The sequence below is a fragment of the Acidimicrobiia bacterium genome, assembly GCA_035651955.1.
Lineage (GTDB): Bacteria > Actinomycetota > Acidimicrobiia > IMCC26256 > JAMXLJ01 > JAMXLJ01.
Genome location: DASRES010000025.1, coordinates 1 through 24,169, shown reverse-complemented (window position 1 = coordinate 24,169; position 24,169 = coordinate 1). Strand labels below are relative to the sequence as shown.

Annotated in this window: 22 protein-coding genes; 16 read left to right on the top strand and 6 right to left on the bottom strand. The window is 72.2% G+C overall.

Going from position 1 to position 24,169, the window contains the following annotated elements; translation table 11 throughout:
• The first annotated feature begins 1 nt into the window (after nucleotide 1).
• The gene (locus VFC33_06780; protein HZR12942.1) at nucleotides 2-1,570 is read left to right on the top strand and encodes a cytochrome b N-terminal domain-containing protein; all 1,569 of its coding nucleotides are present in this window, start codon (nucleotides 2-4) and stop codon (nucleotides 1,568-1,570) included.
• Nucleotides 1,571-1,649: 79 nt separating this feature from the next.
• Here VFC33_06780 and VFC33_06775 read toward each other — a convergent pair whose 3' ends face one another.
• Together VFC33_06775 and VFC33_06770 are read right to left on the bottom strand one after the other, a co-directional pair.
• Nucleotides 1,650-2,921 (bottom strand): MFS transporter, encoded by a 1,272-nt coding sequence (locus VFC33_06775; protein HZR12941.1) that lies wholly within the window; start codon nucleotides 2,919-2,921, stop codon nucleotides 1,650-1,652.
• Nucleotides 2,922-3,035: 114 nt separating this feature from the next.
• Nucleotides 3,036-3,272 (bottom strand): DUF6457 domain-containing protein, encoded by a 237-nt coding sequence (locus VFC33_06770; protein HZR12940.1) that lies wholly within the window; start codon nucleotides 3,270-3,272, stop codon nucleotides 3,036-3,038.
• A gap of 138 nt (nucleotides 3,273-3,410) precedes the next feature.
• On the opposite strand from VFC33_06770, the gene VFC33_06765 reads away from it, so the two are divergent.
• From VFC33_06765 to VFC33_06740, 6 genes are all read left to right on the top strand, one after another.
• Nucleotides 3,411-4,898, top strand: a complete 1,488-nt coding sequence (locus VFC33_06765) for an MFS transporter (protein HZR12939.1) — start codon at nucleotides 3,411-3,413, stop codon at nucleotides 4,896-4,898.
• A gap of 130 nt (nucleotides 4,899-5,028) precedes the next feature.
• Nucleotides 5,029-5,421, top strand: a complete 393-nt coding sequence (locus VFC33_06760) for an encapsulin-associated ferritin-like protein (protein HZR12938.1) — start codon at nucleotides 5,029-5,031, stop codon at nucleotides 5,419-5,421.
• Nucleotides 5,418-6,227, top strand: a complete 810-nt coding sequence (locus VFC33_06755) for a family 1 encapsulin nanocompartment shell protein (GenBank protein HZR12937.1) — start codon at nucleotides 5,418-5,420, stop codon at nucleotides 6,225-6,227. Before VFC33_06760 ends, VFC33_06755 begins: the two co-directional genes overlap by 4 nt.
• Before the next feature lie 88 nt (nucleotides 6,228-6,315).
• A complete protein-coding gene (locus VFC33_06750) occupies nucleotides 6,316-8,064 on the top strand; it encodes a hypothetical protein (GenBank protein ID HZR12936.1) in 1,749 nt (582 codons plus the stop codon).
• Nucleotides 8,065-8,131: 67 nt separating this feature from the next.
• Nucleotides 8,132-8,914: a glycerol-3-phosphate acyltransferase gene (locus VFC33_06745; protein ID HZR12935.1), complete on the top strand. Its 783-nt coding sequence runs from the start codon at nucleotides 8,132-8,134 to the stop codon at nucleotides 8,912-8,914.
• Entirely contained in the window at nucleotides 8,911-9,735 is an 825-nt protein-coding gene (locus tag VFC33_06740; GenBank protein ID HZR12934.1) for a DegV family protein, read from the top strand. Before VFC33_06745 ends, VFC33_06740 begins: the two co-directional genes overlap by 4 nt.
• A 63-nt stretch (nucleotides 9,736-9,798) precedes the next feature.
• Here VFC33_06740 and VFC33_06735 read toward each other — a convergent pair whose 3' ends face one another.
• Both VFC33_06735 and VFC33_06730 read right to left on the bottom strand, forming a co-directional pair.
• Nucleotides 9,799-10,569 carry an alpha/beta fold hydrolase gene (locus VFC33_06735; GenBank protein HZR12933.1) on the bottom strand — a complete coding sequence of 257 codons (771 nt, stop codon included), beginning with the start codon at nucleotides 10,567-10,569 and terminating at the stop codon, nucleotides 9,799-9,801.
• A gap of 19 nt (nucleotides 10,570-10,588) precedes the next feature.
• Nucleotides 10,589-11,242, bottom strand: coding sequence for a VC0807 family protein (locus VFC33_06730; protein HZR12932.1), 654 nt, complete (start codon nucleotides 11,240-11,242; stop codon nucleotides 10,589-10,591).
• Nucleotides 11,243-11,622: 380 nt separating this feature from the next.
• On the opposite strand from VFC33_06730, the gene VFC33_06725 reads away from it, so the two are divergent.
• The 8 genes from VFC33_06725 to VFC33_06690 all read left to right on the top strand — a co-directional run bounded on the left by VFC33_06725 (nucleotide 11,623) and on the right by VFC33_06690 (nucleotide 22,650).
• On the top strand, nucleotides 11,623-13,407 hold the full coding sequence (locus VFC33_06725; protein HZR12931.1) for a thiamine pyrophosphate-requiring protein: 1,785 nt from the start codon (nucleotides 11,623-11,625) through the stop codon (nucleotides 13,405-13,407).
• 14 nt (nucleotides 13,408-13,421) lie between these two features.
• Entirely contained in the window at nucleotides 13,422-14,525 is a 1,104-nt protein-coding gene (locus tag VFC33_06720) for an enolase C-terminal domain-like protein (protein ID HZR12930.1), read from the top strand.
• On the top strand, nucleotides 14,522-17,464 hold the full coding sequence (locus VFC33_06715; protein ID HZR12929.1) for an FAD-binding and (Fe-S)-binding domain-containing protein: 2,943 nt from the start codon (nucleotides 14,522-14,524) through the stop codon (nucleotides 17,462-17,464). Before VFC33_06720 ends, VFC33_06715 begins: the two co-directional genes overlap by 4 nt.
• On the top strand, nucleotides 17,461-17,931 hold the full coding sequence (locus tag VFC33_06710; protein ID HZR12928.1) for a hypothetical protein: 471 nt from the start codon (nucleotides 17,461-17,463) through the stop codon (nucleotides 17,929-17,931). The genes VFC33_06715 and VFC33_06710 overlap by 4 nt, the downstream gene beginning before the upstream one ends.
• Nucleotides 17,928-18,683, top strand: coding sequence for a gluconate 2-dehydrogenase subunit 3 family protein (locus VFC33_06705; GenBank protein HZR12927.1), 756 nt, complete (start codon nucleotides 17,928-17,930; stop codon nucleotides 18,681-18,683). Before VFC33_06710 ends, VFC33_06705 begins: the two co-directional genes overlap by 4 nt.
• Entirely contained in the window at nucleotides 18,683-20,323 is a 1,641-nt protein-coding gene (locus VFC33_06700) for a GMC family oxidoreductase (GenBank protein HZR12926.1), read from the top strand. Before VFC33_06705 ends, VFC33_06700 begins: the two co-directional genes overlap by 1 nt.
• An 88-nt stretch (nucleotides 20,324-20,411) precedes the next feature.
• A complete protein-coding gene (locus tag VFC33_06695) occupies nucleotides 20,412-21,305 on the top strand; it encodes a Rieske 2Fe-2S domain-containing protein (GenBank protein HZR12925.1) in 894 nt (297 codons plus the stop codon).
• A 172-nt stretch (nucleotides 21,306-21,477) separates the two neighbouring features.
• On the top strand, nucleotides 21,478-22,650 hold the full coding sequence (locus VFC33_06690; protein HZR12924.1) for a hypothetical protein: 1,173 nt from the start codon (nucleotides 21,478-21,480) through the stop codon (nucleotides 22,648-22,650).
• Nucleotides 22,651-22,719: 69 nt separating this feature from the next.
• On the opposite strand, the gene VFC33_06685 is transcribed toward VFC33_06690, so the two are convergent.
• Nucleotides 22,720-23,262 (bottom strand): hypothetical protein, encoded by a 543-nt coding sequence (locus VFC33_06685; GenBank protein HZR12923.1) that lies wholly within the window; start codon nucleotides 23,260-23,262, stop codon nucleotides 22,720-22,722.
• 145 nt (nucleotides 23,263-23,407) lie between these two features.
• A complete protein-coding gene (locus VFC33_06680) occupies nucleotides 23,408-23,788 on the bottom strand; it encodes an ATP-binding protein (protein HZR12922.1) in 381 nt (126 codons plus the stop codon).
• A gap of 91 nt (nucleotides 23,789-23,879) precedes the next feature.
• Between VFC33_06680 and VFC33_06675 the strand changes: the two genes are divergently transcribed.
• A partial coding sequence (locus VFC33_06675; protein ID HZR12921.1) for a hypothetical protein occupies nucleotides 23,880-24,169 on the top strand: 290 nt, incomplete at its 3' end.

Sequence of the window (24,169 nt, the reverse complement as noted above, 5' to 3'; positions counted from 1 at the left end):
GGTGATCACGAAGCGCATCGCCCGCTGGTTCGACGACCGCCTCGGCGCGTCGAAGTTCATGCGGCACACGCTCAACAAGGTGTTCCCCGACCAGTGGTCGTTCATGTTGGGCGAGATCGCGCTCTACTGCTTCGTGATCCTCGTCCTGACCGGGATCTACCTCACGTTCTTCTTCAACACGAGCCTCCACGAGGTCGTGTACCACGGGCACTACAAGCCGTTGAACGGCGTCCGGATGTCCGAGGCGTACCGGTCGACGATCCGCATCAGCTTCGACGTGCGCGCGGGCATGGTGTTCCGCCAGATGCACCACTGGGCGGCGCTGCTGTTCGTCGCCGCGATCGTGTGCCACCTGTGTCGCATCTTCTTCACCGGCGCGTTCCGCCGTCCGCGGGAGATCAACTGGATCATCGGCGTGACGTTGCTGATCCTCGTCATCGCGAACGGCTTCGCCGGCTACTCGATGCCCGACGACCTGCTGTCAGGCACGGGGCTGCGCATCGCGTACTCGATCGCGCTGTCGATCCCCGTCATCGGGACGTGGATCGCGTTCCTCGTCTTCGGGGGCGAGTTCCCGGCGACGTCGATCGTCTCGCGGCTGTTCATCATCCACGTGCTGATCCTGCCGGCATTGATCGCCGGTCTGATCGGCGCGCACCTCGCGATCCTCTGGCGCCAGAAGCACAGCCAGTTCCCCGGGCGCGCGCGACGCGAGGACAACGTCGTCGGGTCGCGACTGTGGCCGACGTACACGTTCAAGAGCCTCGGCCTGTTCGCGATCATCTTCGGCGTGCTCGCCGCGCTCGGCGGCGTCGCGCAGATCAACCCGATCTGGCTGTACGGGCCGTTCCACGCGCCCGCGGTCAGCACTGCCGCGCAGCCCGACTGGTACCTCGGATGGATCGAGGGCGCACTTCGCATCACGCCGCCGTTCTACGTCCACCTCGGCCCGTACAACGTTCCCGAGGTGTTCTGGCCGGCGGTCGCGATCCCCGGCGTCACGTTCCTGCTGCTGTACCTGTGGCCGTTCGTCGAGGCGTTCTTCACGCGCGACCACGCGGAGCACCATCTGCTCGACCGCCCGACCGACCGCCCTGTGCGCACCGCGATCGGCGCCGGGATGCTCGCGTTCTACTTCGTGCTGCTCGCGTCGGGAGCCGACGACGTGATCGCGCAGGTGATGCACGTCGACATCATCACGATGGTCTACGCGCTGCGGATCCTCGTGATCGTGTTGCCGATCGCGGTCGGCCTGTTCACGTGGAAGCTGTGCCGCGACGTCAAGGCGAGCGGCCATGTCGCCGAGGAGGAGGCCGAGACCGCGATCCCGATCGGGCCGTACCAGACGCCGACCGAGCAGCAGCCGCCGCGCGGTGTCAAGGCCGGGCGCGCGGTGGGGCGCGCGGTGTCGGCCGCGGGTGGCGGGATCGTGCACGGCATCGCGTCCGCGCTGCGCACGCTGTTCGGCGCGATCCTCGCCGTCGTGCTCGCCCGGGTCGGGAACCGCCGGCGCCCCGCACCGCCGAGCGACACCCCGCCCGCGCGCCCCAAGGAACCCGCCGGCCGCTGACCGTCGGCGCGCGCCGCGATCACACCCCGGTTGGTACACAACTCGCGCCTGGGACCGCGACTTGTGTACCAACGCGGCGTCAGGCGGCGGCGTGGCTCGGGCGGTCGCGGCGCGCGGTGCCGTCGCGTTGGGCGGGGCCCGGCGCCTGCGTCTTGATGAGGACGGACGCGAGGACCGTGATGAGGCCCGCGCCGAGGAGCACGACGCGCGCGCCCGGGAGGTGGCCGATGACGGGCCAGCGCACGCCGTGCAGGGCATCCGTCGCGAGACCGGCGAGGATCGCCGCCACGCTCAGGCCCCCGCGTATGACGGTGTGGAACGCGGCGAAGGCCATGATGCGCTCGTCGTCAGCGAGCCGCTCCTGCAACGCGCTCATCGCGGACGTCAAGGTGATGCTCGTCGCCGCGCCGAACAGCAACGCGCCGGCGAACGCGATGCCGAGGCTGGGGGCGAGACTCATCCCCGCGATCACGACACCCTGCCCGAGCACCGCCCAGCGCACGGCCGCGACCGCGTCGGGTGCGACGATCCGCAGCAGCACCAGACCGGCCGCGGCGCCGATGCCGAACAGCAGGATGAGGACCGCGAACCCGGAATCGCCGGCGTGCATGACCTTCCGTACGAAGACGATGCCCGTGGAGAACAGCGTGCCGAGGCCGATCGCGGCGACGCCCGCCGGGACGATCAAGCGGCGGATGAGCGGCAGCTTGAACGCGCCGACGAACGACACCTCCTGCTCGCCGCGCTCCTCCGCGCGGGCGATCTTGCGGTCGCGCTCGTCGAGGAGCTTGATGCTGCGGATGGCGAGGAACGACACGACGAACGTCGCGGCGTCGATGAAGAACGCGACGGACGTGCCCGTCCGGCCCTTGCCGAGGAACATCGACACGATCCCGAAGATCCCGGCGCCGATCGGGATCGTCCCGTACGACGACGCGAGCGCGAGCCCGTTCGCGAGCTCGAGGTCCTCGTCCCCCGCGAGGTCGGGAATCGCCGAGTCGCGCGCGGGGAGGAACACGAGACCGGCGGCTTCGAGGACGAACGCCCAGACGTAGACCCACCACAGCGCGTGCAGCAGCGGGATGAGCGCGACGATGACGACCCGCGACGCGTCCATCGCCATCATCGTCCGCTTGCGGTGCCAGCGCTTCACGACGCGCGTCGTCAACGGTCCCGCGACCATCACCGGGAGAAGCCGGAGGACCAGCACGGCACCGACGGCGGTGGACGAGCCGCTGATGTCGAGCACCAGCGCCATCAACGCGATCGTCGCGAGCCAGTCGCCGACGCCCGAGACCGTCTGCCCGATCAGCAGCGCACGGAACCCGGGCCGGTTCCACAAGCGCTTCATGACGTCAACCGCCGGGCGCGCCTGGCGCGCCGCTCGCGCCGGGCGGTGGCGCGGGCAGGTCGGTCATGACCGCTCGGTACCCGGACGGGGGCGGCTCGAACCTCGCCGACCGTGTCACGCGCCCCCGGGCGCGTCGTCGTGCTCGCCCGCGATTGACGCCGCGACGCGGCGGGCCTCCGCGACCGGGACACCGGCGCGCGCGGCGACCCAGCACGAGATCGGTGCCGCCGTCCTCGCCGACGCGTGCGCGGCGACGCCCGCGAGCGCGAGCAGCCCGTCGACCTCCTCGGACGTGGGCGGCTCGACGCCGAGCGCGGCGGCGAAGCGGTCGATCCACTCACGGTCGTCCATGCCGTCTCCTGCAGCTCGTGTTCCGCCGCACGGCGATGGTGGGCACATCCCCGACGGCGGCAGCAGTGGTACCCGGGGGGACGTCAGACGAACCCGCAGAGCGACCCGCAACGAGACGACGGACGACCCGGGGCACAGGTGCTCGAGCGGGCCGCGCCCGAGCGCGCGCCCGGTTTCGTGCTGCAGCACATGCCGGGACGCGTACGCCGCGGCGTACGGTACGCGACCCGCGTGCTCGGTGGCCGGCTGCGTGCCGAGACCGTGCTCGTGCTCGCGCTCGTCCTCGCGCTCGACAGCGCCGACCGCGCGTCACTCGGCGCGCTGGCGCCGAGCATCAAGTCGGCGTTCCACATCTCGAACACGGACATCGGCATCCTCGCGTCGGCGTTCAGCGTCGTCGGCGGTGTCGCGACCGTGCCCGTCGGCGTCCTCACCGACCGCGTCCATCGCGTGCGACTGCTGGCGGGCAGCATCATGATCTGGAGCATCGCCATGGTCGCGACGGGTCTCTCCGTCACGTTCCTGATGCTCTTCGTCGCGCGGCTGTTCCTCGGTGTCGTCACCGCGACCGGCGGGCCGACGATCGCGTCGCTGACGGGCGACCTGTACCGACCCAACGAGCGCGGCCGGATCCTGTCGTGGATCCGCAGCGGTGAGCTGATCGGCGCGGGTGTCGGGTTCCTCCTCGCGGGTGGCGCGGCGGCCCTGTTCGGATGGCGGGGCGTCTTCATCGTCCTCGCCGTCATCGGGCTCCTCATCGCGCGCGGCGCGTACCGGCTGCCCGAGCCCGAGCGCGGCGCGCAGGGAGGTGCCGCGGCGGCGGACGAACCGGCGGAGGAGGGCCAGCGCGGCGACATCACCGGCCAGCTCGTCCACGAGGAGCACATCGAGCCCGACGAGCAGAACGTCGTCGCCGGCGACGACAAGGCGCAGCGGTCGCTGTGGTGGGCGATCAAGTACGTGCTGCGCGTGCGCACGAACGTGATCGTCATCCTCGCGAGCTCCGTCGGTGACTTCTTCTTCTCGGGGCTGCAGCTGTTCGCGGTCGAGTTCGCGGTGCACCAGTACGGCATCGGGAAGTACAGCGCGACCGCGCTCGTGCCGGTCGTCGGGATCGGCGCGCTCGCCGGCATGCTCGCGTCCGGCCGCGTCACCGACCGGCTGCTCGCCGACCGCCGTCTCACGGCGCGCATCTTCGTCAGCGCGTGGAGCTTCATCATCGGCGCGATCGTCCTCGTGCCCGGGTTCCTCAGCCACTCGCTGCTGGTCGCGATGCCGCTGTTCGTGATCGGCGGCGCGTGCCTCGCCGCGCCGAACCCGCCGCTGGACGCGGCCCGCCTCGACGTGATCGACCCCGAGCTGTGGGGACGGGCGGAGGGTGTGCGGACGCTGTTCCGCATCGCGGCGCAGGCGATCTCCCCGCTCGTGTTCGGCGTGCTGTCCGACACGCTCGCCGGCGGGCGCGCCGACGGGCTGCAGCTCGCGTTCCTCCTCATGACGCCGACGCTGCTCGCGAACGGCTGCATCCTGTTCTTCGCGCTGCGGACGTACCCGCGCGACGTCGCGTCCGCCCAGGCTTCGGCGGAGCTGACTCGGAAGCGGCGCGAACGCTCCCGCACCTCCTAGTCGCGTCGTCGCGACGCGTCCGGCCGCGAGCCGAGGGGAAATCCGGCCCGGATGTGGGGAAGACTCCCAGCACGGAACCGATGCGCGCGCGGACGGCGCGCGCCCGTCACGTCGACGACAGGGAGGCACCGTGGCCAGCGAGGGCTACCACGAGCCGATCGAGTGGCTCGACCAGCGGACGATCGAGCAGCACCGTGCGGTGCAGTCGGTCGTCGAGGAGCTGCAGGCGGTCGACTGGTACGACCAGCGCGTCAAGGCGACCGACGACGAGCCGCTGAAGCGAATCCTCGCCCACAACCGCGACGAGGAGAAGGAGCACGCCGCGATGGGTCTCGAGTGGTGGCGACGCCGCGACCCCGTGCTCGATGCGGCGCTGCGCACGTACCTGTTCACGGAGGGCGACATCGTCGCGGTCGAGCGGGAGGCCGAGGCGGAGAGCGTCGCCGGCGGCGGCGACGGACGGGGCGGGTCGAGCCGCGGCGACCTCGGTATCGGCAGCCTGCGCGAGGAGGCAATGCGATGAACCACCTGATGCGCGAGCTCGCGCCGATCTCGGATCCGGCCTGGGACGCGATCGACGAGGAGGCGTCGCGCGCGCTGAAGCACTACCTGAGCGCGCGCCGCCTGATCGACTTCTCGGGCCCGCACGGCTGGGAGCACTCCGCCACGAGCCTGGGGCGCGTCGAGCGCGTGGCCGACGCGCCGGGAGAGGGCGTCGAGGCGCGCGCGCGTCTCGTCCGGCCCCTCGTCGAGTTGCGCACGCCGTTCACGCTGAGCCGTGACGAGCTCGACGCGATCGACCGCGGCGCGCTCGGGCCCGACCTCGACGCGGTGACGGACGCGGCGCGCCGGTCCGCGCTCGCGGAGGACAAGGCCGTGTTCCACGGTTGGGCGGCCGGCGGGATCGAGGGGATCGTCGAGGCGTCGCCGCACGAGCCGCTCCCGATCAGCGACGAGTACGACGACTATCCGGGGACCGTGGCGCGCGCGATCGCGCGGCTTCGCGACGCCGGCGTGGAGGGCCCCTTCGCGATCGCGCTCGGGCCGCGCTGCTACACCGGGATCCTCGAGACGACGCACCACGGGGGCTACCCGGTGCTCGACCACATCCGGCTGATCCTCTCGGGCCCGATCGTCTGGGCACCGGCGGTCGACGGCGCGGTCGTCGTCAGCCAGCGGGGCGGCGACTTCGAGATCGTGTGCGGCGAGGACTTCTCGATCGGCTACCTGTCGCACGACGCGACCTCGGTGCAGCTCTACGTCGAGGAGAGCATGACGTTGCGCATCGCCGGCCCCGAGGCGGCCATACGGCTGCACTACCCGTCCTGATCGCGCGGTCGGCCCGGTAGCCTCGATGACGTGAGCATCCGCGACGGCCGCGTCGAGCAGAGCGTCCGGTCGCGCGCGGGCTGAGGCGATGCGCGTCTCTGGCCCCGGTGACGGACTGTTCCGCCACCGCGGCCTGATCGCCCTCGCCGTCGGGCTCTCGGTCCTCGAGTGCGGCATCCTCGTCCTCGTCGGGCCGCACGCGTCGCGGGGGCTCGCGCCGCAGGTGACCGCGCCGTCTCCGTTCGGCGCGTTCCACGACCTGCGCTGGCTGCTCGTGTACCACCGGTCGTGGTCGACGCTCGGGTTCGAGCTCGCCGCGCTGCTGGCGTTCCGCGGCGCGCTCGACGCGTTGCTGCTCCGTCTCGCGCGCCCGCCGGACGCCGAGTCCGTACCGTTCCGCACGTCGTTCGCGCACTGCGTCGGCTTCACGGCCGTCGCGCTGGTCGCGCTCGCGCCGTGGACGTTGCTCCTGTTCGCGCTCGCGATCATCCCGATCTCGTGGCTGTTCTTCGCGTCGATCCCGCCCGCGATCGCGACGGTCGTGCTCGTGCACCACGGGGCTGCGCGCGTCGGTTGGTGGCGCGCGCTCCCACCGCTGCGGACGAGCGCATGGATGCTCGCGACGTTCGCCGTCCTCACGCTGGGCTCGCTCGCGATCTCGCTCAGCCCGGTGTGGCCGCTCGCGCTCTTGTCCGCGGCGGCGACCGGACTGTTCAACGCATGGGCGTGGACCTCGATCGTCCGCGGCCTCGAGCACGCGCGTCCCGGTGAGCGCGCCGGGCTCGGCCGCGTGCGGCGGTGGGTTCCCGTCGCGCCCATCGCGCTCGCGTCGATCTTCGCGATCGTCGTCGGCGGCAGCGCGATCGGGTTCGCCGCGCACCAGCCCGCCGAGCCGAAGGCGGTCGCCGCGCTGGCGCCGTCCGGCCACGGTGCCCCGGTGCTCGTCGTGAGCGGCTTCGCGAGCCACTGGGACGGGTCGCCGGTCGACTTCCTCGGGCCGGGCTTCCGGGAGTGGCGCTTCTCGTACCGCGGTCTCGGCGCGGACGGCGAGCCTCTCGCGTACGGGTCGAACGACACGCAGCAGTCGCTCGCCGCGCTCGACCGTCTCATGGCGCAGCAGGTCGACGCGATCTCGCGCGCGACGGGTGAGCGCGTCGCGATCGTCGCCGAGAGCGAGGGGTCGCTCGTCGCGAAGACGTACGTGCTCGCGTACCGCGACGCGCCCGTGCGGTCGCTCGTGATGCTCAGCCCGCTCGTCCGTCCGGGGCGCGTGTACTACCCGGCCGAGGACACCGACGGTTGGGGCACGCTCACCGGTTGGGGTCTGCGCGGCGTGTCGCAGCTGCTGTCCGGCCTGTCGCCACTGGAGCTCTCACCCGACTCGCCTTTCGTCCGCGACGTCGACCAGCACGGCGCGGCGTTGCGCGACGCGCTCGCGTGCAGCGCGCCGGGGATCACCCAGTTCGCGTACGTCCCGCTCGCGGACGCGGTGTCCGCGCCGCTCGAGGACGAGCAGGACGTCGAGGACCCGGCCGGTCTGGGCAGCGTGCGCGTGCGCGTCGTGCCCGCGTTCCACGGCGGCCTGCTCGGCGACAAGACCGTCGAGCGGATGGTGCGCCAGGACCTCGAGGGCAACGCGCCGCGCACGGAGACGAGCTGGACGACGGCGGGCGCGATGATCCGCGGCGCGGCCGCCGCGTGGCAGGTCCCCGACCTGCCGGTCCAGCTGAACCCGGTCTGGCAGTCGACCGAGCACCCGGGCCTGGCGAGCCCGGTGCGATCCGCGCGTTGCGACGCCGTCCGGTCGGAGCTGCGCGCGATGGTCGGAGCCCCGTGACGCGCACGGGACGTGTGACGACTGCGCCGGTGTCGGCCGGGGACCGCGCCGGGAAGGATCGGGGTCCATGAACGCCGCGCTCGTCCTCGTGATCGCGTTGCTCGCCGGCGCGATCCCCTTCTCGGCGATCGTGGCGTGGGGCACGAAGCGTGTCGATCTTCGCGACTACGGCACCGGCACCGTGTCCGGCACCGGGTTGTTCAAGGTCGCGGGCGCCGGGCCGCTCGTGGTCGCCGGGATCCTGGACGTCGGGAAGGGCGCGCTCGGTCCGGCCCTCGCGGGCCACGGCCGTCCCGAGCTTGCCGCGGTCGCGGGCGGCATGGCCCTCGTCGGTCACAACTGGTCGCCGTTCCTCCGCGGCGCGGGCGGCCGTGGCTTCGCGCCGTCGCTCGGCGCGCTCTGCGTCCTGGGGTGGCCGGGCGCGGTGCTGCTGCTCGTCGCGCTGATCGTCGGCACCACGTTGCGCAAGACCGGCCTGATGGTGTTCCTCGCGATGGCCGCGCTCACGCCGTTGCTCGGCGGTCTGTACGGCGTTCACGGGGTGTGGACGGGTCTCGCGCTCGCCGTCCCGATGTACGCCAAGCGGCTCGCGGGCAACCGTCCCCCCGAGCACCGGGACGCGCGCACGTACGGGCGCCGGCTGCTGTTCGACCACGACGGCCCCGAGTCGAGCGCGGAGCCGACGACGCAACCGCCGCCGGCGTCGTCCCCCCGTGGCGGGGCCGGCGGGACGACGCAGCCGTGCGCCGGTGACCCCGTCGCGGGCGGGTACCGTGCTGCGAGCGCCCCGGTCGACCCGCCCCGGCCCGGTGGCGGCGGACACGCGGGGCGGAGGGAGCCTTCGGCGTGAGTCCCGTCTCGATCGTGACCGACAGCGCGGCGGCGCTGCCTCCCGAGCTCGTCGACCAGTACCGCATCACGGTCGTCCCGATGTGGCTCGACCTCGGCGAGCGTCACGTCCACGACGACGAGCTGTCGATCGAGGAGGTCCTCCGCTACGACGAGGTCTCGACGTCGGGCCCGACGCCGGGCGAGTTCGCGGAGGCGATTCGGGGCCGCATGTCCGACGACGGCGTGCTCGTGCTCACGATCGCGGCCACGATGAGCTCGACGTTCGGCGCCGCGCAGACGGGCGCGGAGACGGTCGACGGGCGGGTCGCGGTCCTCGACACGTCGACCGCCGCCGGCGCGCAGGGGCTCGTCGTGCTGGCCGCGGCCCGGGCGGCGGACGCGGGCGGGACGCTCGACGACGTGGAGCGCGCCGCGGCGAAGGCGATCGAGGGCGTCCGGCTCGTCGCCATGGTCTCGGACCTCGACCATCTCGTCCGTAGCGGCCGCGTCCCCGAGGTGGCGGGCTGGGCGGGGCGGCGGCTCGGGATCCGGCCGCTGTTCGAGTTCCGCGACGGCAAGCCGCACCGGCTGCGCCCCGCGTTCAGCGTCGACGCCGCCAAGGACCGCATGGTCGCGCTGCTCCGTCGCTCCGCCGTGCCCGACGCCAAGCTCCACGTCGCCGCGCTGCACGCGCAGGCGCCCGAGGAGGCACGCGAGCTGCTCGGCCGGGTCGAGGCGGAGCAGTCACCGGCGACGTCGTTCGTCGGGCGGTTCGGCTCCGTGATGGTCGCCCACACCGGCCCGGGGCTCGCGGGCCTCGCCTGGTGGTGGGAGCGCTGACACCTTGTGTGGATCTGCCTCCCAGGAGGTGACGGATCCTCACATCCTCACGAGTGAGGGACGCTACGCGGGCAGCTGCTCCAGCGCGAGCTGCTCCTCGAGCACCCAGTCGACGGCGCGGACGATCGCGGGTACCGCGGCCACGTCGTAGGCATGGCCCATGGCGGGGACCATCTCGACGTGGCGGGCGTCGTTCGACGCCGCGAAGAGCTCGTACACGTCGCCGGGCGGGATGAACCGGTCGCGCTCGCCGTGGACGAAGGCGATCGGGACGTGGACGTGCTCGACGAGCTCGACGGGAGGCTCGGGCGTCACCCACGTCGACGACAGCCGCACGCGCAGGTGCCGGCGGGCGAGGAGCCGGCCGAGCCGGGTCCGGGTCAGGCCGGCCGCGAGGATCGCCCGCGCATTGCGGGGCAGACGCCACCGCGCCGGGCAGCTCACCGCGACCACGCCGGTGAGCCCGTTCTCCGCGTGCTCGCTCGCGGCGTAGCGCACCGCGGCGATCGCGCCCATCGACGCACCCACGACGAGCACCTGGTCGCACCGCTCCCGGGCGATCTCGACGGCCGCGGCGACGTCGTGCTCCTCGAGGTCCCCGAGCGTGCAGGAGCCACCCGACCGGCCGTGCCCGCGGGCGTCGTACGCGATGACGTCCAGGCCGTGCTCGTGCAGCGCCTCGGCGACCGCGACGACGGGCGGGTGCTCGCAGGTGGCCGCGAACCCGTGCACGAGGACGACCGCGGCCCGCGCCGACTCGGCCTCCCAGCGCCGGCCCGCGAGGGACACGCGGTCCGACGTCAGGAGCCGGGCGCCGGATGTCCGCAGCCTCATCGGCCGCACAGGGGACGCGTCATCCGGCCACCGGCAGCGCCGCGGGCTCGGGCGCACGGTGGCCGTGCTCGTGCAGGAGGCGGTGGAACCACCAGGTGGACAGGGCGATCGCCCCGCCGGTGAGGAACCAGGACGCGCCCGTCTTGGCGACGTAGAACGTCCCGACCGACTGGCTGAACAGCAGCCACAGCGCGATCGCCGCGTTGGTGAGGCCGATGAAGGCCCACAGCAGCGAGACGCGCTTGAAGAACCGGCCGACGTGGTCCTCGGCGAGTAGCCACGCCGGGAGCGGGCAGAAGTCCTTGGCGAGGCGCTGGGCGAGCGGCTGGCCCAGCGGGACCGACAGCAGGAATGCGCCCGCGATGAGCACCTGCCCGAGCGTCGGCTGCAGGAAGTAGATGACGACGCTGTGCGTCGCGAACGACACGGCCGTGCGCGCCGTCATCGTGATCGCGCTCAGCATCAGGATCCCGGGGACCCGGCTGCCGGTCAGCAGGCGCCGGATGACCGCGCCGTACGTCCAGCAGACGCCGACGAGCACCGCGCCCCACACGCCGACCACGCGCAGGAGGATCAGGAACAGGACCAGCGGGACGATCGTGCTCTCGACCAGGTGCGGCAGGGCATGGCGGGCGAGAACACGCAGTCGAGGGATCTCGAAGTGCTGCGACATGGCTCCTGCAGACGAGTGGCCGAACGGGATGTTCGCACATTCGGGACCTGACGGTGCGTCGCCCTCGAGTGTTCCCGTCCGTGCACCCGTCATATCGGCGGAGTGCCCGATTGCTTGAGCGGGTGCAGCCGTGGTGAGTGGCGACGGACGGGTGCAGCGTACCGGCGCCGCGCCGCATTCCTCACAGCGGAACGCGAGGACTTTGGTCCCTTCTCCGTGAACTTCCGGTAAGTGGTTCGACGCTCAACGACCGCGCGCTCGCGTGCGGTTCGCGGACTGTATCGCCTCACGATGCAATGCGACAGGGGCCGTGTGGGTACTCCCCTGACGCGACCGCGCGCCGCTCGGCGCGCCACCTGGACGAGAGCGAGGGGATCACCGTGGCGAAGCAGAAGGTCGGAGACGCGATCATCGAGCGCCTGCAGGAGTGGGGCGTCGAGCTGATCTTCGGGTACCCCGGCGACGGGTTCAACGGCATCCTCGGCGCGCTCAACCGCGCGGGCAACACGCCGCGCTTCATCCAGGCGCGTCACGAAGAGATGGCCGCGTTCGAAGCGGTCGGCTACGCGAAGTTCAGCGGGCGCATCGGCGTGTGCATGGCGACGTCGGGGCCCGGTGCGATCCATCTCCTCAACGGCCTCTACGACGCGAAGCTCGACCACGTTCCTGTCGTCGCGATCGTCGGGCAGACGGCGCGCACCGCGCTCGGCGGGAGCTACCAGCAGGAGGTCGACCTGCAGACGTTGTTCAAGGACGTCTGCCACGAGTACGTGCAGCAGGCCGCCACGCCGCAGCAGTTCCCGATGCTCATCGACCGCGCGATGCGCATCGCGTACTCGGAGCACACGCCGACGTGCGTCATCGTGCCCGCCGACCTGCAGGAGGTCGAGTACACGCCGCCCGAGCACAAGTTCAAGATGGTGCCCGGCAGTCTGGGCATCAAGCGACCCGAAGTGGTCGCGCCCGAGGACGAGATCCGGCGCGCGGCGGAGGTGCTCAACGCCGGATCGAAGGTCGCGATCCTCGTCGGCCAGGGCGCGCGCGGCGCGAAGCAAGAGGTGCTCGAGGTCGCGGACGTGCTGGGCGCGGGCATCGCGAAGGCGTTGCTCGGAAAGGACGTGCTGCCCGACGACAACCCGATCGTCACCGGATCGATCGGGTTGCTCGGGACGCGCCCGAGCTACGAGATGATGATGGGCTGCGACACGCTGTTGATGGTCGGGTCGAGCTTCCCCTACAGCCAGTTCCTTCCCGACTTCGGGCAGGCGCGCGGCGTGCAGATCGACATCGACCCGAAGATGATCGGGATCCGCTACCCGATGGAGGTCAACCTCGTCGGCGACGCGCGCGCGACGTTGCGACGCCTCGTGCCGATGCTCGAGCGCAAGAGCGACCGCTCGTGGCAGGAGGACATCAAGTCCGGCATCGCGCGTTGGTGGGAGGTCGTCGAGGCGCGCGCCATGGTGGACGCGAAGCCAGTCAACCCGCAACGCGTCTACTGGGAGCTGTCGCCGCGCCTGCCCGACGACGTCATCATCGCGTCGGACTCGGGCTCGTCCGCGAACTGGTACGCGCGCGACCTGAAGCTGCGCGGCGACATGCGCGGCTCGCTGTCGGGGACGCTCGCGACGATGGGCCCGGGCGTCCCGTACGCGATCGGCGCGAAGTTCGCTCACCCACAGCGTCCCGCGCTCGCCTGCGTGGGTGACGGCGCGATGCAGATGAACGGCATGGCCGAGCTCGCGACGATCGCCAAGTACTGGCGGGACTGGACCGACCCGCGGCTCATCGTGCTCGTGCTCTGCAACGGTGACCTCAACCAGGTGACCTGGGAGATGCGCGCGGAGTCGGGTGACCCGAAGTACGACGCGTCACAGCAGCTGCCGGACGTCAGCTTCTCGAGGTTCGCGGAGCAGATCGGGCTGCGCGGGCTGCGGATCGACGAGCCGAACCAGATCGCGTCGGTGCTCGACGAGGCGTTCGCGTCCGACCGGCCCGTCGTGATCGACGCCGTGACCGACCCGAACATCCCGCCGATCCCGCCCCACGCGACCTGGGAGCAGTCGCGCAAGATGATCACCGCGCTCATCAACGGTGACCCCGACACGCGCGACATCATCAAACGAGGCTTCATGGAGAAGGCGCAGGACTTCCTGCCGCACTGACGGACGTGGCCGGGGTGCGCGCGTCGGACGCGGTCCCGATCGAGGGGCTCGACGTCCACTGCTACACGATTCCCACCGACTCGCCGGAGTCGGACGGGACGCTGGCGTGGGACTCGACGACGATCGTGGTCGTCGAGGCCCACGCCGGCGGCAGGACCGGGCTCGGCTACACGTACGCGGCCGCGGCGGCAGGCGACGTCGTCCACGGCAAGCTCGCCGACGTCGTCACGCACCGCGACGCGCTGGACGTCGGCGCCTGCTGGTCCGCGATGCGCGAGGCGATCCGCAACCTCGGCGGCTCGGGTGTCGTCGCGAACGCGATCTCAGCGGTCGACGTCGCGCTGTGGGATCTCAAGGCCCGCTTGCTCGACGTGCCGCTCGTCGTCGCGCTCGACGCGTGCCACGAGGTCACGCCGATCTACGGCAGCGGCGGCTTCACGTCCTACTCGATGGAGCAGCTCGCGGATCAGCTGCGCGGCTGGGTCGACGCCGGCATCCCGCGCGTGAAGATGAAGGTCGGACGCCATCCCGACCACGACGGCGAGCGCCTCCGCGTCGCGCTCGACGCGATCGGGCCGCGCACACAGCTGTTCGTCGACGCCAACGGCGCGCTCAGCCGCAAGCAGGCGCTCGCGTGGGCGGTCCGTTACGCGGACGCCGGCGTGACGTGGTTCGAGGAGCCAGTCTCGTCGGACGACCTCGAGGGCCTGCACCTCCTGCGCGACGCGGGACCGCCCGGCCTCGACATCGCGGCCGGCGAGTACGGCTACACGCTCCCCTACTTCCAGCAGATGCTCGACGCCGGCGCCGTCGACTGCCTCCAGGCCGACGTGACGCGTTGCGGCGGCATCACGCCGTTCCTGCGCGTCGGCGCGCTCTGTGACGCGCGCACGATGGACCTCTCCGCGCACTGCGCGCCGCAGGTCTCCGCGCACGCGTGCACGGCGATCTGGCACCTCCGCCACCTCGAGTACTTCCACGACCACGTCCGCATCGAGTCGATGCTGTTCGACGGTGTGCTCGAGCCCGAGCCGGGCGGGTTCCTGCGCCCCGACCGCAGCCGCCCGGGCCTCGGCCTCGAGCTGAAGCACGCCGATGCGCAGCGGTGGGCCGCGTGAACAGGTACAACGCGCACCCCAACGCGGAGGGCGTGGACGTCGAGTCGTTGGCGCGCGCGCTCACCGAGCGCGTGCGCGGCGAGGTCCGCTTCGACGCCGGCAGTCGCGGCGCGTACTCGACGGACTCGTCGAACTTCCGGCAGCCGCCCATCGGTGTCGTCGTGCCGCGTGACGTCGACGACGCCGTCGCGGCCGTCGCGACGTGTCGCGAGCACGGCGCGCCGATCACGCACCGCGGTGGCGGCACGAGCCTCGCAGGGCAGACGACCAACGTCGCGGTGATCGTCGACTGGTCGAAGTACCTGCATCGCGTCGTCGAGATCGACCCCGTCGAAGGGACCGCGCGCGTCGAGCCGGGTTGCGTGCTCGACAACCTGCGCCGGCGGGCGGGCGAGCACGACCTCACGTTCGGGCCGGACCCCGCGACGCACAACCGCTGCACGCTCGGCGGCATGATCGGCAACGACTCGTGCGGCACGCACTCGCTCATGGCCGGCCGCACCGCCGACAACGTCGAGTCGCTCGACGTCCTGCTCTACGACGGCACGCGCCTGACCGTCGGCCCCACGAGCGACGAGGAGATCGAGCGCATCGTCGCGGGCGGCGGCCGGCGGGGCGAGATCTACGGCGCGCTGCGCGCGCTGCGCGACCGCCACGCGGACGCGATCCGGGCCCGCTATCCCGACATCCCCCGGCGGGTGTCGGGCTACAACCTCGACGAGCTGCTCCCCGAACGCGGCTTCAACGTCGCACGCGCGCTCGTCGGCAGCGAGGGCACCTGCGTCACGGTGCTCGGCGCGACGTTGCGCCTCGTGCCGGCGCGGGCGAAGCGCGCGCTCGTCGTGCTCGGCTACCCGGATGCGGGCGCGGCCGGCGACCACGTGCCGATGATCCTCGAGCACGGGCCGATCGGCCTCGAGGGCTTCGACGACCGGCTCGTCCAGTTCCTGCGCCAGAAAGGGTTGCGGACCGACGACATCCCGCTGCTCCCCGAAGGCAACGCGTTCCTGCTCGTGGAGTTCGGTGCCGAGTCGCAGGACGACGCCGACGCGCAGGCGAAGACGTTCATGGACGAGATCGGCCGCGTCGCGGACGCGCCCGACGTCGCGTTCTTCGACGACCCTGCGCAGGAGCAGAAGGTGTGGGAGGTCCGGGAATCGGGGCTCGGCGCGACGGCGCTCGTACCGGGTCACCCCCGCACGTGGCCGGGATGGGAGGACGCCGCCGTGCCCCCCGAGCGGATCGGCGAGTACCTGCGCTCGTTCCGCTCGCTGTGCGCGCGGCACGGCTACGACGTCGCGCTCTACGGCCACTTCGGTCAGGGATGCGTGCACACGCGCATCGACTTCGACCTCGTGACCAAGACCGGGGTCGACGCCTACGACGCGTTCCTCGAGGACGCCGCGGAGCTCGTCGTGTCGATGGGCGGGTCGCTGTCGGGTGAGCACGGCGACGGGCAGCAGCGCGGACCGCTGCTCGAGAAGATGTTCGGCGGCGACCTCGTCGACGCGTTCCGCCGGTTCAAGGCGATCTGGGACCCCGACGACCGCATGAACCCGGGGAAGGTCGTCGACCCCGTGCGCGCGTTCGGCACGACCGAGAACCTCCGCCTCGGAACGTCGTACGCACCGGCGACGCCCGCAACGATCTTCCGGTTCCCCGACGACTCGGGCGCGTTCGAGCAGGCCGCGAACCGCTGCGTCGGCGTCGGCAAGTGCCGCCGGGGCGACGGCGGGACGATGTGCCCCAGCTACATGGTGACCCGCGAGGAGGAGCACTCGACCCGCGGCCGCGCGCGGCTGCTGTTCGAGATGCTCGACGGCGAGGTGGTCGGCGACGGCTGGCGGAGCGACGCGGTGCGCGATGCGCTCGACCTGTGCCTCGCGTGCAAGGGCTGCAAGGCCGACTGCCCCGTCAACGTCGACATGGCGACGTACAAGGCGGAGTTCCTCGCGCACTACTACAAGGGCCGGCTCCGGCCGCGGCCTGCGTACGCGATGGGTCTCGTCATGTACCACGCGCGTCTGGCGTCGAAGATGCCCGGCATCGCGAACGGGGCGCTCCACGCGCCCGGCATCTCGTCGGTGCTGAAGCGCGCCGCCGGGCTCACGACGCGGCGCCCCGCGCCGCGGTTCGCGCGCGAGACCTTCCGGGACTGGTTCGCGCGACGACCGCGCCGCAACGCGGGCATGCCGCCCGTCGTCCTCTTCCCCGACACGTTCACGAACTTCCTCGAGCCCGACGTCGGACGGGCGACGGTCGACGTCGCCGAGGCCGCCGGCTTCGAGGTGACGATCCCACACCGGGTCCTCTGCTGCGGTCGGCCGCTGTTCGACTACGGGATGCTCACGACCGCCAAGCACCTGTTCCGCCAGGTCCTGCGCACGCTGCGGGCCGAGATCGAGGCCGGGCTGCCCGTCGTCGTGCCCGAGCCGAGCTGCTGCGCGTCGTTCCGCGACGAGCTGCTGGGGCTGTTCCCACACGACCGCGACGCGCAGCGACTCGCGCGGCAGACGGTCACGCTCGACGAGCTGCTCGACCGCTACGCGCCGCGTTGGGACGTGCCGCGCGTCGACCGTCCGGTCCTCGTGCAGACGCACTGCCACCAGCACGCCGTGCTGGACGCGGGCGCGCAACGGCGTGTGCTCGCGCGCGCCGAGGCCGCCGTGACCGCACCCGACGCCGGGTGCTGCGGGTTGGCGGGCTCGTTCGGGTTCGAGGCGGCGAAGTACGACGTCTCGATCGCGTGCGGCGAACGCGCGCTGTTCCCGGCGGTGCGTGACGCCAGCGCGGAGACGGTCGTCCTCGCCGACGGCTTCAGCTGCCGGACGCAGATCGCGGACGGCACCGGGAGGCAGGCGCTGCACCTCGCGCAGCTGCTGCGCGCCGGTCTGCCGTCGGTTGGACCAACGGGAAGCCGGGTACCCCAGACACGATGATGCTGCTGCGCACACGGAGGAAGACCGAGCACACGCTCGAGGAGCTCATCCGCAACGTGGAGCACGGGCGGTTCGAGCGCACGCTGTCGGGACTCACCGCCGTCGGCGCGCTGGTCACCGCGGGCGAGATCTGGCTCGAGCACGACCGCGCCAGCTTCGGCAACAAGATGATGTGGTGGCCGGTCGTGATCACGCCGGCGGCCGCGGCCGCGGGCGTCGCCGGCGTGTTCAGCAAGCGGATGGCGAAGACGGCGTTGCCGATCGCATCGGCGGTCGTCCTGGCCAACAGCTTGCAGGGCCAGTACCTCCACCTCCGCGGGATCGCGCAGCGGCCCGGCGGGTGGCGTCTCGCGCGCTACAACGCGGAGATGGGGCCGCCGCTGTTCGCGCCGTTGCTCGTGTCGCTCGTCGGGGGGATGGGCCTCGTCGCCGCGATCCTCCGCCGCGAGCGCTTCCGCAGAACGTGACGACGAAGCGCGGCGACACGGGTCCCACGCCCGGCGGGCGCGGCCGCTTCGACGGCTACGACGTCCTGCGCGAGGTGCACCGCTGGGACGACGAGACGAAGGGCGTCGTGCTCGCGCGCCTCGGTCCCGTGCCCGCGGTGTCGTTCTTCGACGTGCGCGAGGAGGCCGCCGCACGCGCGCTGCTCGACCGCCTGCTGTCGCAGGACGCCGAGCCCCGCATCCCGGTGCTCGAGATGGTGGACGCGCGCCTCGCGAACCACGTCGGCGACGGTTGGCGTCACGAGGACATGCCCGAGGACTGGGACGCGTGGAAGCAGTCGCTCGCGGCGCTCGACAAGGAGTCGGACCTCGTCCACGGCAAGCGCTTCTGCGAGCTCGACGCCAACTACCAGAAGGCGATCATCGAGTCGATCCAGAACATGAAGGGCGACTGGCACGGCCTGCCCGCCAAGCACGTGTTCGAGCTGTGGGTGCGCTACGCGCTGACCGCGTTCTACTCACACCCGTGGTCGTGGAACGAGATCGGGTTCGGCGGCCCCGCGTACCCGCGGGGCTACAAGAACCTCGGGATCGACAAGCGCGAGCCGTGGGAGGTCCCCGAGCGCGACGCGCACGACCCGGTGCCGTGGGCGCAGCGCGTGAAGGCCGCGCAGGACGCGCACCGGTCCGGGAGCCCGGGACCGTCGGGGACGCTGCCCGACAACGAGTTCGACGAAGGCCGCGGTGGGCGCGACGTCCACGAGGACGCGTGATGCGACGGTTCGGCTCCGAGGCACGCGTCCGCGAGCGCAACGAGTCGGCGTGGTTGCTGCCCGCGGAGGGCGACGTGCACACGAACCACGCGCTGCGCCGTGACATGTGTACGTACGACCTCGACGAGGAGGTCGACGTCGTGATCGTCGGGTGCGGCGCGGGCGGCGGCACGCTCGCGCAACGGCTCGCGCGCAAGGGGTGGAAGGTCGTCGTCTTCGACGCGGGGCCGTGGTGGGACCCCGACCGCGACTGGGTGAGCGACGAGCACGGCTCGCACCACATCTACTGGACCGAGCCGCGCGTCATCGGCGGCGGCGACCCCGTCAAGCTCGGCAACAACAACTCGGGGCGTGGCGTCGGCGGCTCGATGGTCCACTTCGCGGGCTACACGCCGCGGTTGCACCCCTCCGACTTCCGCACCTACTCGCTCGACGGCGTCGGACAGGACTGGCCGATCGCCTACGAGGACGTCGAGCCCTACTACGAGGACATCGAGGCCGAGCTCCCCGTCGCGGGCGAGTACTGGCCGTGGGGCAAGCCGCACCGCTACCCGCAGTCACCGCACACGATCGGCGGCAACGGCATGGCGTTCCTGCGCGGTGCAGGGAAGGCGGGCATCGAGGTGCGCGTCGGACCGGTCGCGATCTCGAACGGCCGCTTCGGCCACCGCGGCCACTGCATCTACCGCGGGTTCTGCCTCCAGGGTTGCAAGGTCAACGCGAAGGCGTCGCCGCTCATCACGCACGTGCCCGACGCGCTCGCGCACGGCGCGGAGATCCGCCCCAGCTGCATGGTGTCGCGTGTGCTCGTCGACGCGCGCGGCCGCGCCACGGGCGTGGAGTACTTCCACGACGGCGTGGAGCACCGTCAGCGCGCGAAGGTCGTCGCGGTCGCGGGCTACTCCATCGAGACGCCGCGCCTGTTGCTCAACAGCGCGTGCTCGTTGTTCCCCGACGGGTTGTGCAACGACCACGGCTACGTCGGGCGGTACCTGATGGTGCAGGGCGCGCCGCAGACCGCCGGTCGCTACGACGAGGAGATCCGCCAGTACAAGGCGCCGCCGCCCGAGGTGTCGACCGAGCAGTTCTACGAGACCGACCCGACCAAGCCGTACAAGCGTGGGTTCTCGATCCAGTGCGTCTCGCCGCTGCCGATCGTGTGGGCCGAGCACGTGGCCGCACAGGGGTACTGGGGCGAGGTCCTGCGGGAGTACATGCGCGACTACGTGCACTGGTCGGTCTTCGGCGCGCTCTGCGAGCTCCTCCCCCGCTACGAGAACAGCGTCACGCTCGCGGACGAGCGCGACCGCCACGGCCTGCCCGTCGCGAAGTTCGACTACACGATGGGCGAGAACGACCACCAGCTGATCGAGGCCGCCACGCACGTGATGGAGGACATCCATCACGGCGCGGGCGCGGCGGAGGCGATCACGATCCAGCGGTACGCGCACCTCGTCGGCGGCTGCCGGATGGCCGCGACCGAGCGCGAGGGCGTCGTCGACGGCGACCTTCGCTCGTTCGCGATCCCCAACCTCTACATCACCGACGGCAGCGTCTTCCCGACCCAGGGCAGCGCGAACCCGGCGCTCACGATCATGGCGCTCGCCGCGCGCGCGGCCGACAGGATGCGCGCCCCGTGAGCACGGCGATCGCGGACGGAATGGCGCGCGGCGTCGATCTGCTGGAAGCTCGCGTCCGGCTCTGGAACAGGCTGCGAAGGGAGACCTCGTGAGCGTGACCGACTCGCTGCGGGAGACGTTGCACCGGATCGAGAACACGCCCGCGCTCGACTCGGCGGGCAAGGCGCTGCAGGCGGCCGCGGGGCCCCTCACGCGCTCGGACACGACGAAGAGCGCGCTCTCGGGCACATGGCTCGGCCACCGCCTGCACCCGCTCCTCACGGACGTCCCGATCGGCGCGTGGGCGAGCGCGGCGTTCCTCGACGTCTTCGGCGGGCGGCACTCGAGCAAGGCCGCGCGCCGTCTCGTCGGCATCGGGATCCTCGCCGCGCTCCCGACCGCGGCCGCCGGCCTGTCCGACTGGGAGGACACCTACGGTGGCGAGCAGCGGATCGCGACCACCCACGCGCTCGTCAACGCGACCGGTCTGACACTGCAGCTGTTGTCGTGGCGCGCGCGCGGCAAGGGTCACGGGCTGCGCGGACGGATGTTCAGCGCGCTCGCGCTCGGCGCGGTCGTCGCGGGCGGCTACCTCGGCGGCCACCTCGTCTACAACATGCGCGCCGGTGTCGACGTCGAGCAGGGCCCGCTCGACCCGGGCGACTGGCACGACGCGGTCGCGATGGACGAGCTCGTGGACGAGCACCCGCACACCGCGACCGTCGACGGAGCGTCCGTCGTGCTCGTGCGCCGCGGGACGAACGTGTACGCGCTCTCGGCGACGTGCTCGCACGCCGGCGGACCGCTCGGCGAGGGCAAGGTCGAGGGCAACGTCATCCAGTGTCCGTGGCACGGCAGCCGGTTCCGGCTCGGTGACGGGTCGATCGCGCGCGGCCCGGCCGTGACGCCGCAGTGCGCGTACGAGACGCGTGTGACGGACGGGAAGGTCCAGGTACGGCTGCGCGCGCGTGAGGAGCGTGGCGTCGACCTGACCGTCGTCTGACGCAACGGCGTTCCGCGGCGCCAATCCCGATCCGGCCCGCGCTCGTAACTACGCCCCGGTGTGGCGCTCGTGGCACCGCTCTGCGGATCTGCGGAGGGGTGCGCGGCCGGCGCGGTGTGCTGCCCGAGCCCAGGACCGGAGCGACTCGCTCAGCTGCGAGAAAGGAACGCCGATGACCAGCTTCCGCACGCGGCGCGACCGCGCCCGCGGTGCACCGCCTGCACGCACGCGACGACGACTGCTCGGCGGCGCAGTCGCGCTCGCCGCGACCGCGGTGACCGCGCTCGCAACCGTCGCCCCCGCCGGCGCGGCGACGAACGCCTTCATCGACCGCTTCCCGAACACGACCACGGTGGGCTCGACCGTGCCCGCCAACGGTGACGTGAACCCGTACGGGCTCGTCGTCGTGCCCGAGACGACCGGCCGTCTCGTGGCGGGCGACGGGCTGGTGAGCAACTTCAACGACAGCGCGAACCAGCAGGGCACCGGAACCACGATCGTCGAGCTCGACCGGCACGGTACGCAGCAGCTGTTCGCGCAGATCGACGCGTCGAAGCTGCCGGGCCCGTGCCCGGGCGGTGTCGGGCTCACGACCGCGCTCACCGTGCTGCCCGGTGGGTGGGTCGTCGTCGGCAGCCTTCCCACGACCGACGGCACCGCGGCGACCGCGAAGGCGGGTTGCCTGCTCGTGCTCGACCGGTTCGGTCACGTCGCCGAGACGTGGTCGGGCGGGCCGATCAACGGCCCGTGGGACATGACGTCGCGTGTCGAGGGTGACAACGCGCAGCTGTTCGTCACGAACGTGCTCAACGGGACGGTCGCTGCGAACGGCGCGACGGTGAACGGCGGGACGGTCGTGCGCATCGACGTCGACGTCGACCACGGACGGATGCCGCGCGTCGAGTCCGAGCGCGTCATCGCACGCGGGTTCGCCGAGCACACCGACCCGGCTGCGCTCGTCGTCGGCCCGACCGGCGTGGCGCTGGGCGAGGGCGGCACGTTGTTCGTGGCCGACACCGCGTCCAACCGGATCGCGGCGGTCGCCGACGCGACCGACCGCGACACCGCCGCGATGAACGGCGGTCGGACCGTCTCGCAGGGCGGCGCGCTCAACGCACCGCTCGGCATGACGCTCGCACCCGACGGTCACATCCTGACGGTGAACGGCGGCGACGGGAACATCGTCGAGACCACTCCTCACGGCAGGCAGGTCGCGACGAAGCTGCTCGACTCGTCGGGGAGCCCGCCCGGCGCGGGCGCGCTGTTCGGTGTGACGCGCACGCCCGGTGAGCGCGGCGTGCTCTACGTCGACGACGCGACGAACACGCTGAACCTGCTCCACTGAGCACGGCACGACGGGGGACGCGCGCGCGTCGGCGCGCGTCCCCACGCGCGTCGTCGCCGCCGTTCCCGATCAGGCGGCGCGTTGGCGGCGAGCCGGCTGCGTTCCGAGCACCATCGTCTCGATGCGATGGCTGACCCGGACCCAGTGCCACAGACGGCCGGCCAGCACGACGAGGAGGCCGCCCGCGGCCACGACCGCGGCGCCCATGGCGTGCGTGACGACCACCGTTCCCTGGGCGGAGTGCGCGGCGACGACGGCAGCACCCGACAGCACGGCGACGGCGGCGCCGAGCAACGACAGCTCGTTCGGGCACTGGCGGTGGAGGCCCCACGCCTCCCACGCCTCGGCGCCGCCCCGGACCGCGCCCCAGGCCACGACCAGCGCCAGGAGCGACAACGCGCCGATCCCGGGCCACGCGAGGGCGACCAGCCCGGCCGCGAGTCCGGTCGCCGCGTCGAGCCGCAACGGCCAGGTGTCGTGCCCCGCCGCGCTCACGGCCACCGCGGCGGCGACCGTCCCGTCGAGCACCGCGAAGCCGCCGAACGCGACCGCGACGAGCGCGACCGTCATCGAGCGCTGCGTGAGGAGCACGGCGCCGAGCGCGACGGCCACCGCCCCTCGGAGCAGGACCAACCACCATGTCCGTGTGAGAACCCCGTACATCTCGGCCCTCGTCCGTCGTGGCACCGCGCTTGCACTCTCGTGCGGACCTGTACCCGCCGGGAGGACACCCGACACGACGTGACGCTCGGGCGCGTCAGAGCTCGAACCAGACCACCTTGCTGCGGTCGTGGCGGTCGACGCCCCAGCGCTGCGCCATGCCGTCGACGAGACGGAGGCCGAATCCGGGCCGCTCGCGCGCGTCGACGAGGATCGGGTCCGAGTCGCGGTCGGCGTCCTCGACCTCGACGCGCACGTGGTCGGGCGCCGTCATGACGCGCACCTCGAACTCGGTGCGAGCGTGACGGATCGCGTTGCCGACGAGCTCGGCGACCAGGATCTCCGCGACCCGATCGTCGTGCGCGCCACGCGCGGCCAACGTCTCACGCACGAACTCCCGCGCGGCCCGGGCACTCGACCGGTCGGGCCGGTACGTCCGTGCGTCGCCGGCTGATGGAGGGTGCGCGACGATCGCCACGGCGCACGACGTACCCACCCGCTCGTACGGGGACACGTCGACGCGTGCGTCACCACCGCGCGTGACACACGTCGCGCGTCAACATGGCGCGATGGCAGCAGGCGACGTCGACCACGAGCCGCGCGACGACGAGGTGACCGCCTCGACGTCGGTCGGCTCGATCCGCTCGATCGGGTCCGCGGGATCGATCCTGTCGATCGGGTCCGCGGGGTCCATCCTGTCGATCGGGTCCGCCGGATCGATCCTCGCCATCGGCTCCGCGGGCTCCATGCTCTCGATCGGATCGCGCGCGTCGGCCCTGTCGATCGGGTCGCTGCGTTCGGTCCTGTCGATCGGGTCCCGCGAGTCGATCCGCTCGATCGGTCGGACACGCGCCGTCGA

Coding starts and splice junctions, on each gene's coding strand:
- VFC33_06770 (HZR12940.1), bottom strand. CDS start 3,272: ATGGACGACCGTGAGTGGATCGACCGCTTCGCCGCCGCGCTCGGCGTC.
- VFC33_06735 (HZR12933.1), bottom strand. CDS start 10,569: ATGAGGCTGCGGACATCCGGCGCCCGGCTCCTGACGTCGGACCGCGTG.
- VFC33_06750 (HZR12936.1), top strand. CDS start 6,316: ATGCGCGTCTCTGGCCCCGGTGACGGACTGTTCCGCCACCGCGGCCTG.
- VFC33_06755 (HZR12937.1), top strand. CDS start 5,418: ATGAACCACCTGATGCGCGAGCTCGCGCCGATCTCGGATCCGGCCTGG.
- VFC33_06690 (HZR12924.1), top strand. CDS start 21,478: ATGACCAGCTTCCGCACGCGGCGCGACCGCGCCCGCGGTGCACCGCCT.
- VFC33_06710 (HZR12928.1), top strand. CDS start 17,461: ATGATGCTGCTGCGCACACGGAGGAAGACCGAGCACACGCTCGAGGAG.
- VFC33_06745 (HZR12935.1), top strand. CDS start 8,132: ATGAACGCCGCGCTCGTCCTCGTGATCGCGTTGCTCGCCGGCGCGATC.
- VFC33_06730 (HZR12932.1), bottom strand. CDS start 11,242: ATGTCGCAGCACTTCGAGATCCCTCGACTGCGTGTTCTCGCCCGCCAT.
- VFC33_06775 (HZR12941.1), bottom strand. CDS start 2,921: ATGAAGCGCTTGTGGAACCGGCCCGGGTTCCGTGCGCTGCTGATCGGG.
- VFC33_06700 (HZR12926.1), top strand. CDS start 18,683: ATGCGACGGTTCGGCTCCGAGGCACGCGTCCGCGAGCGCAACGAGTCG.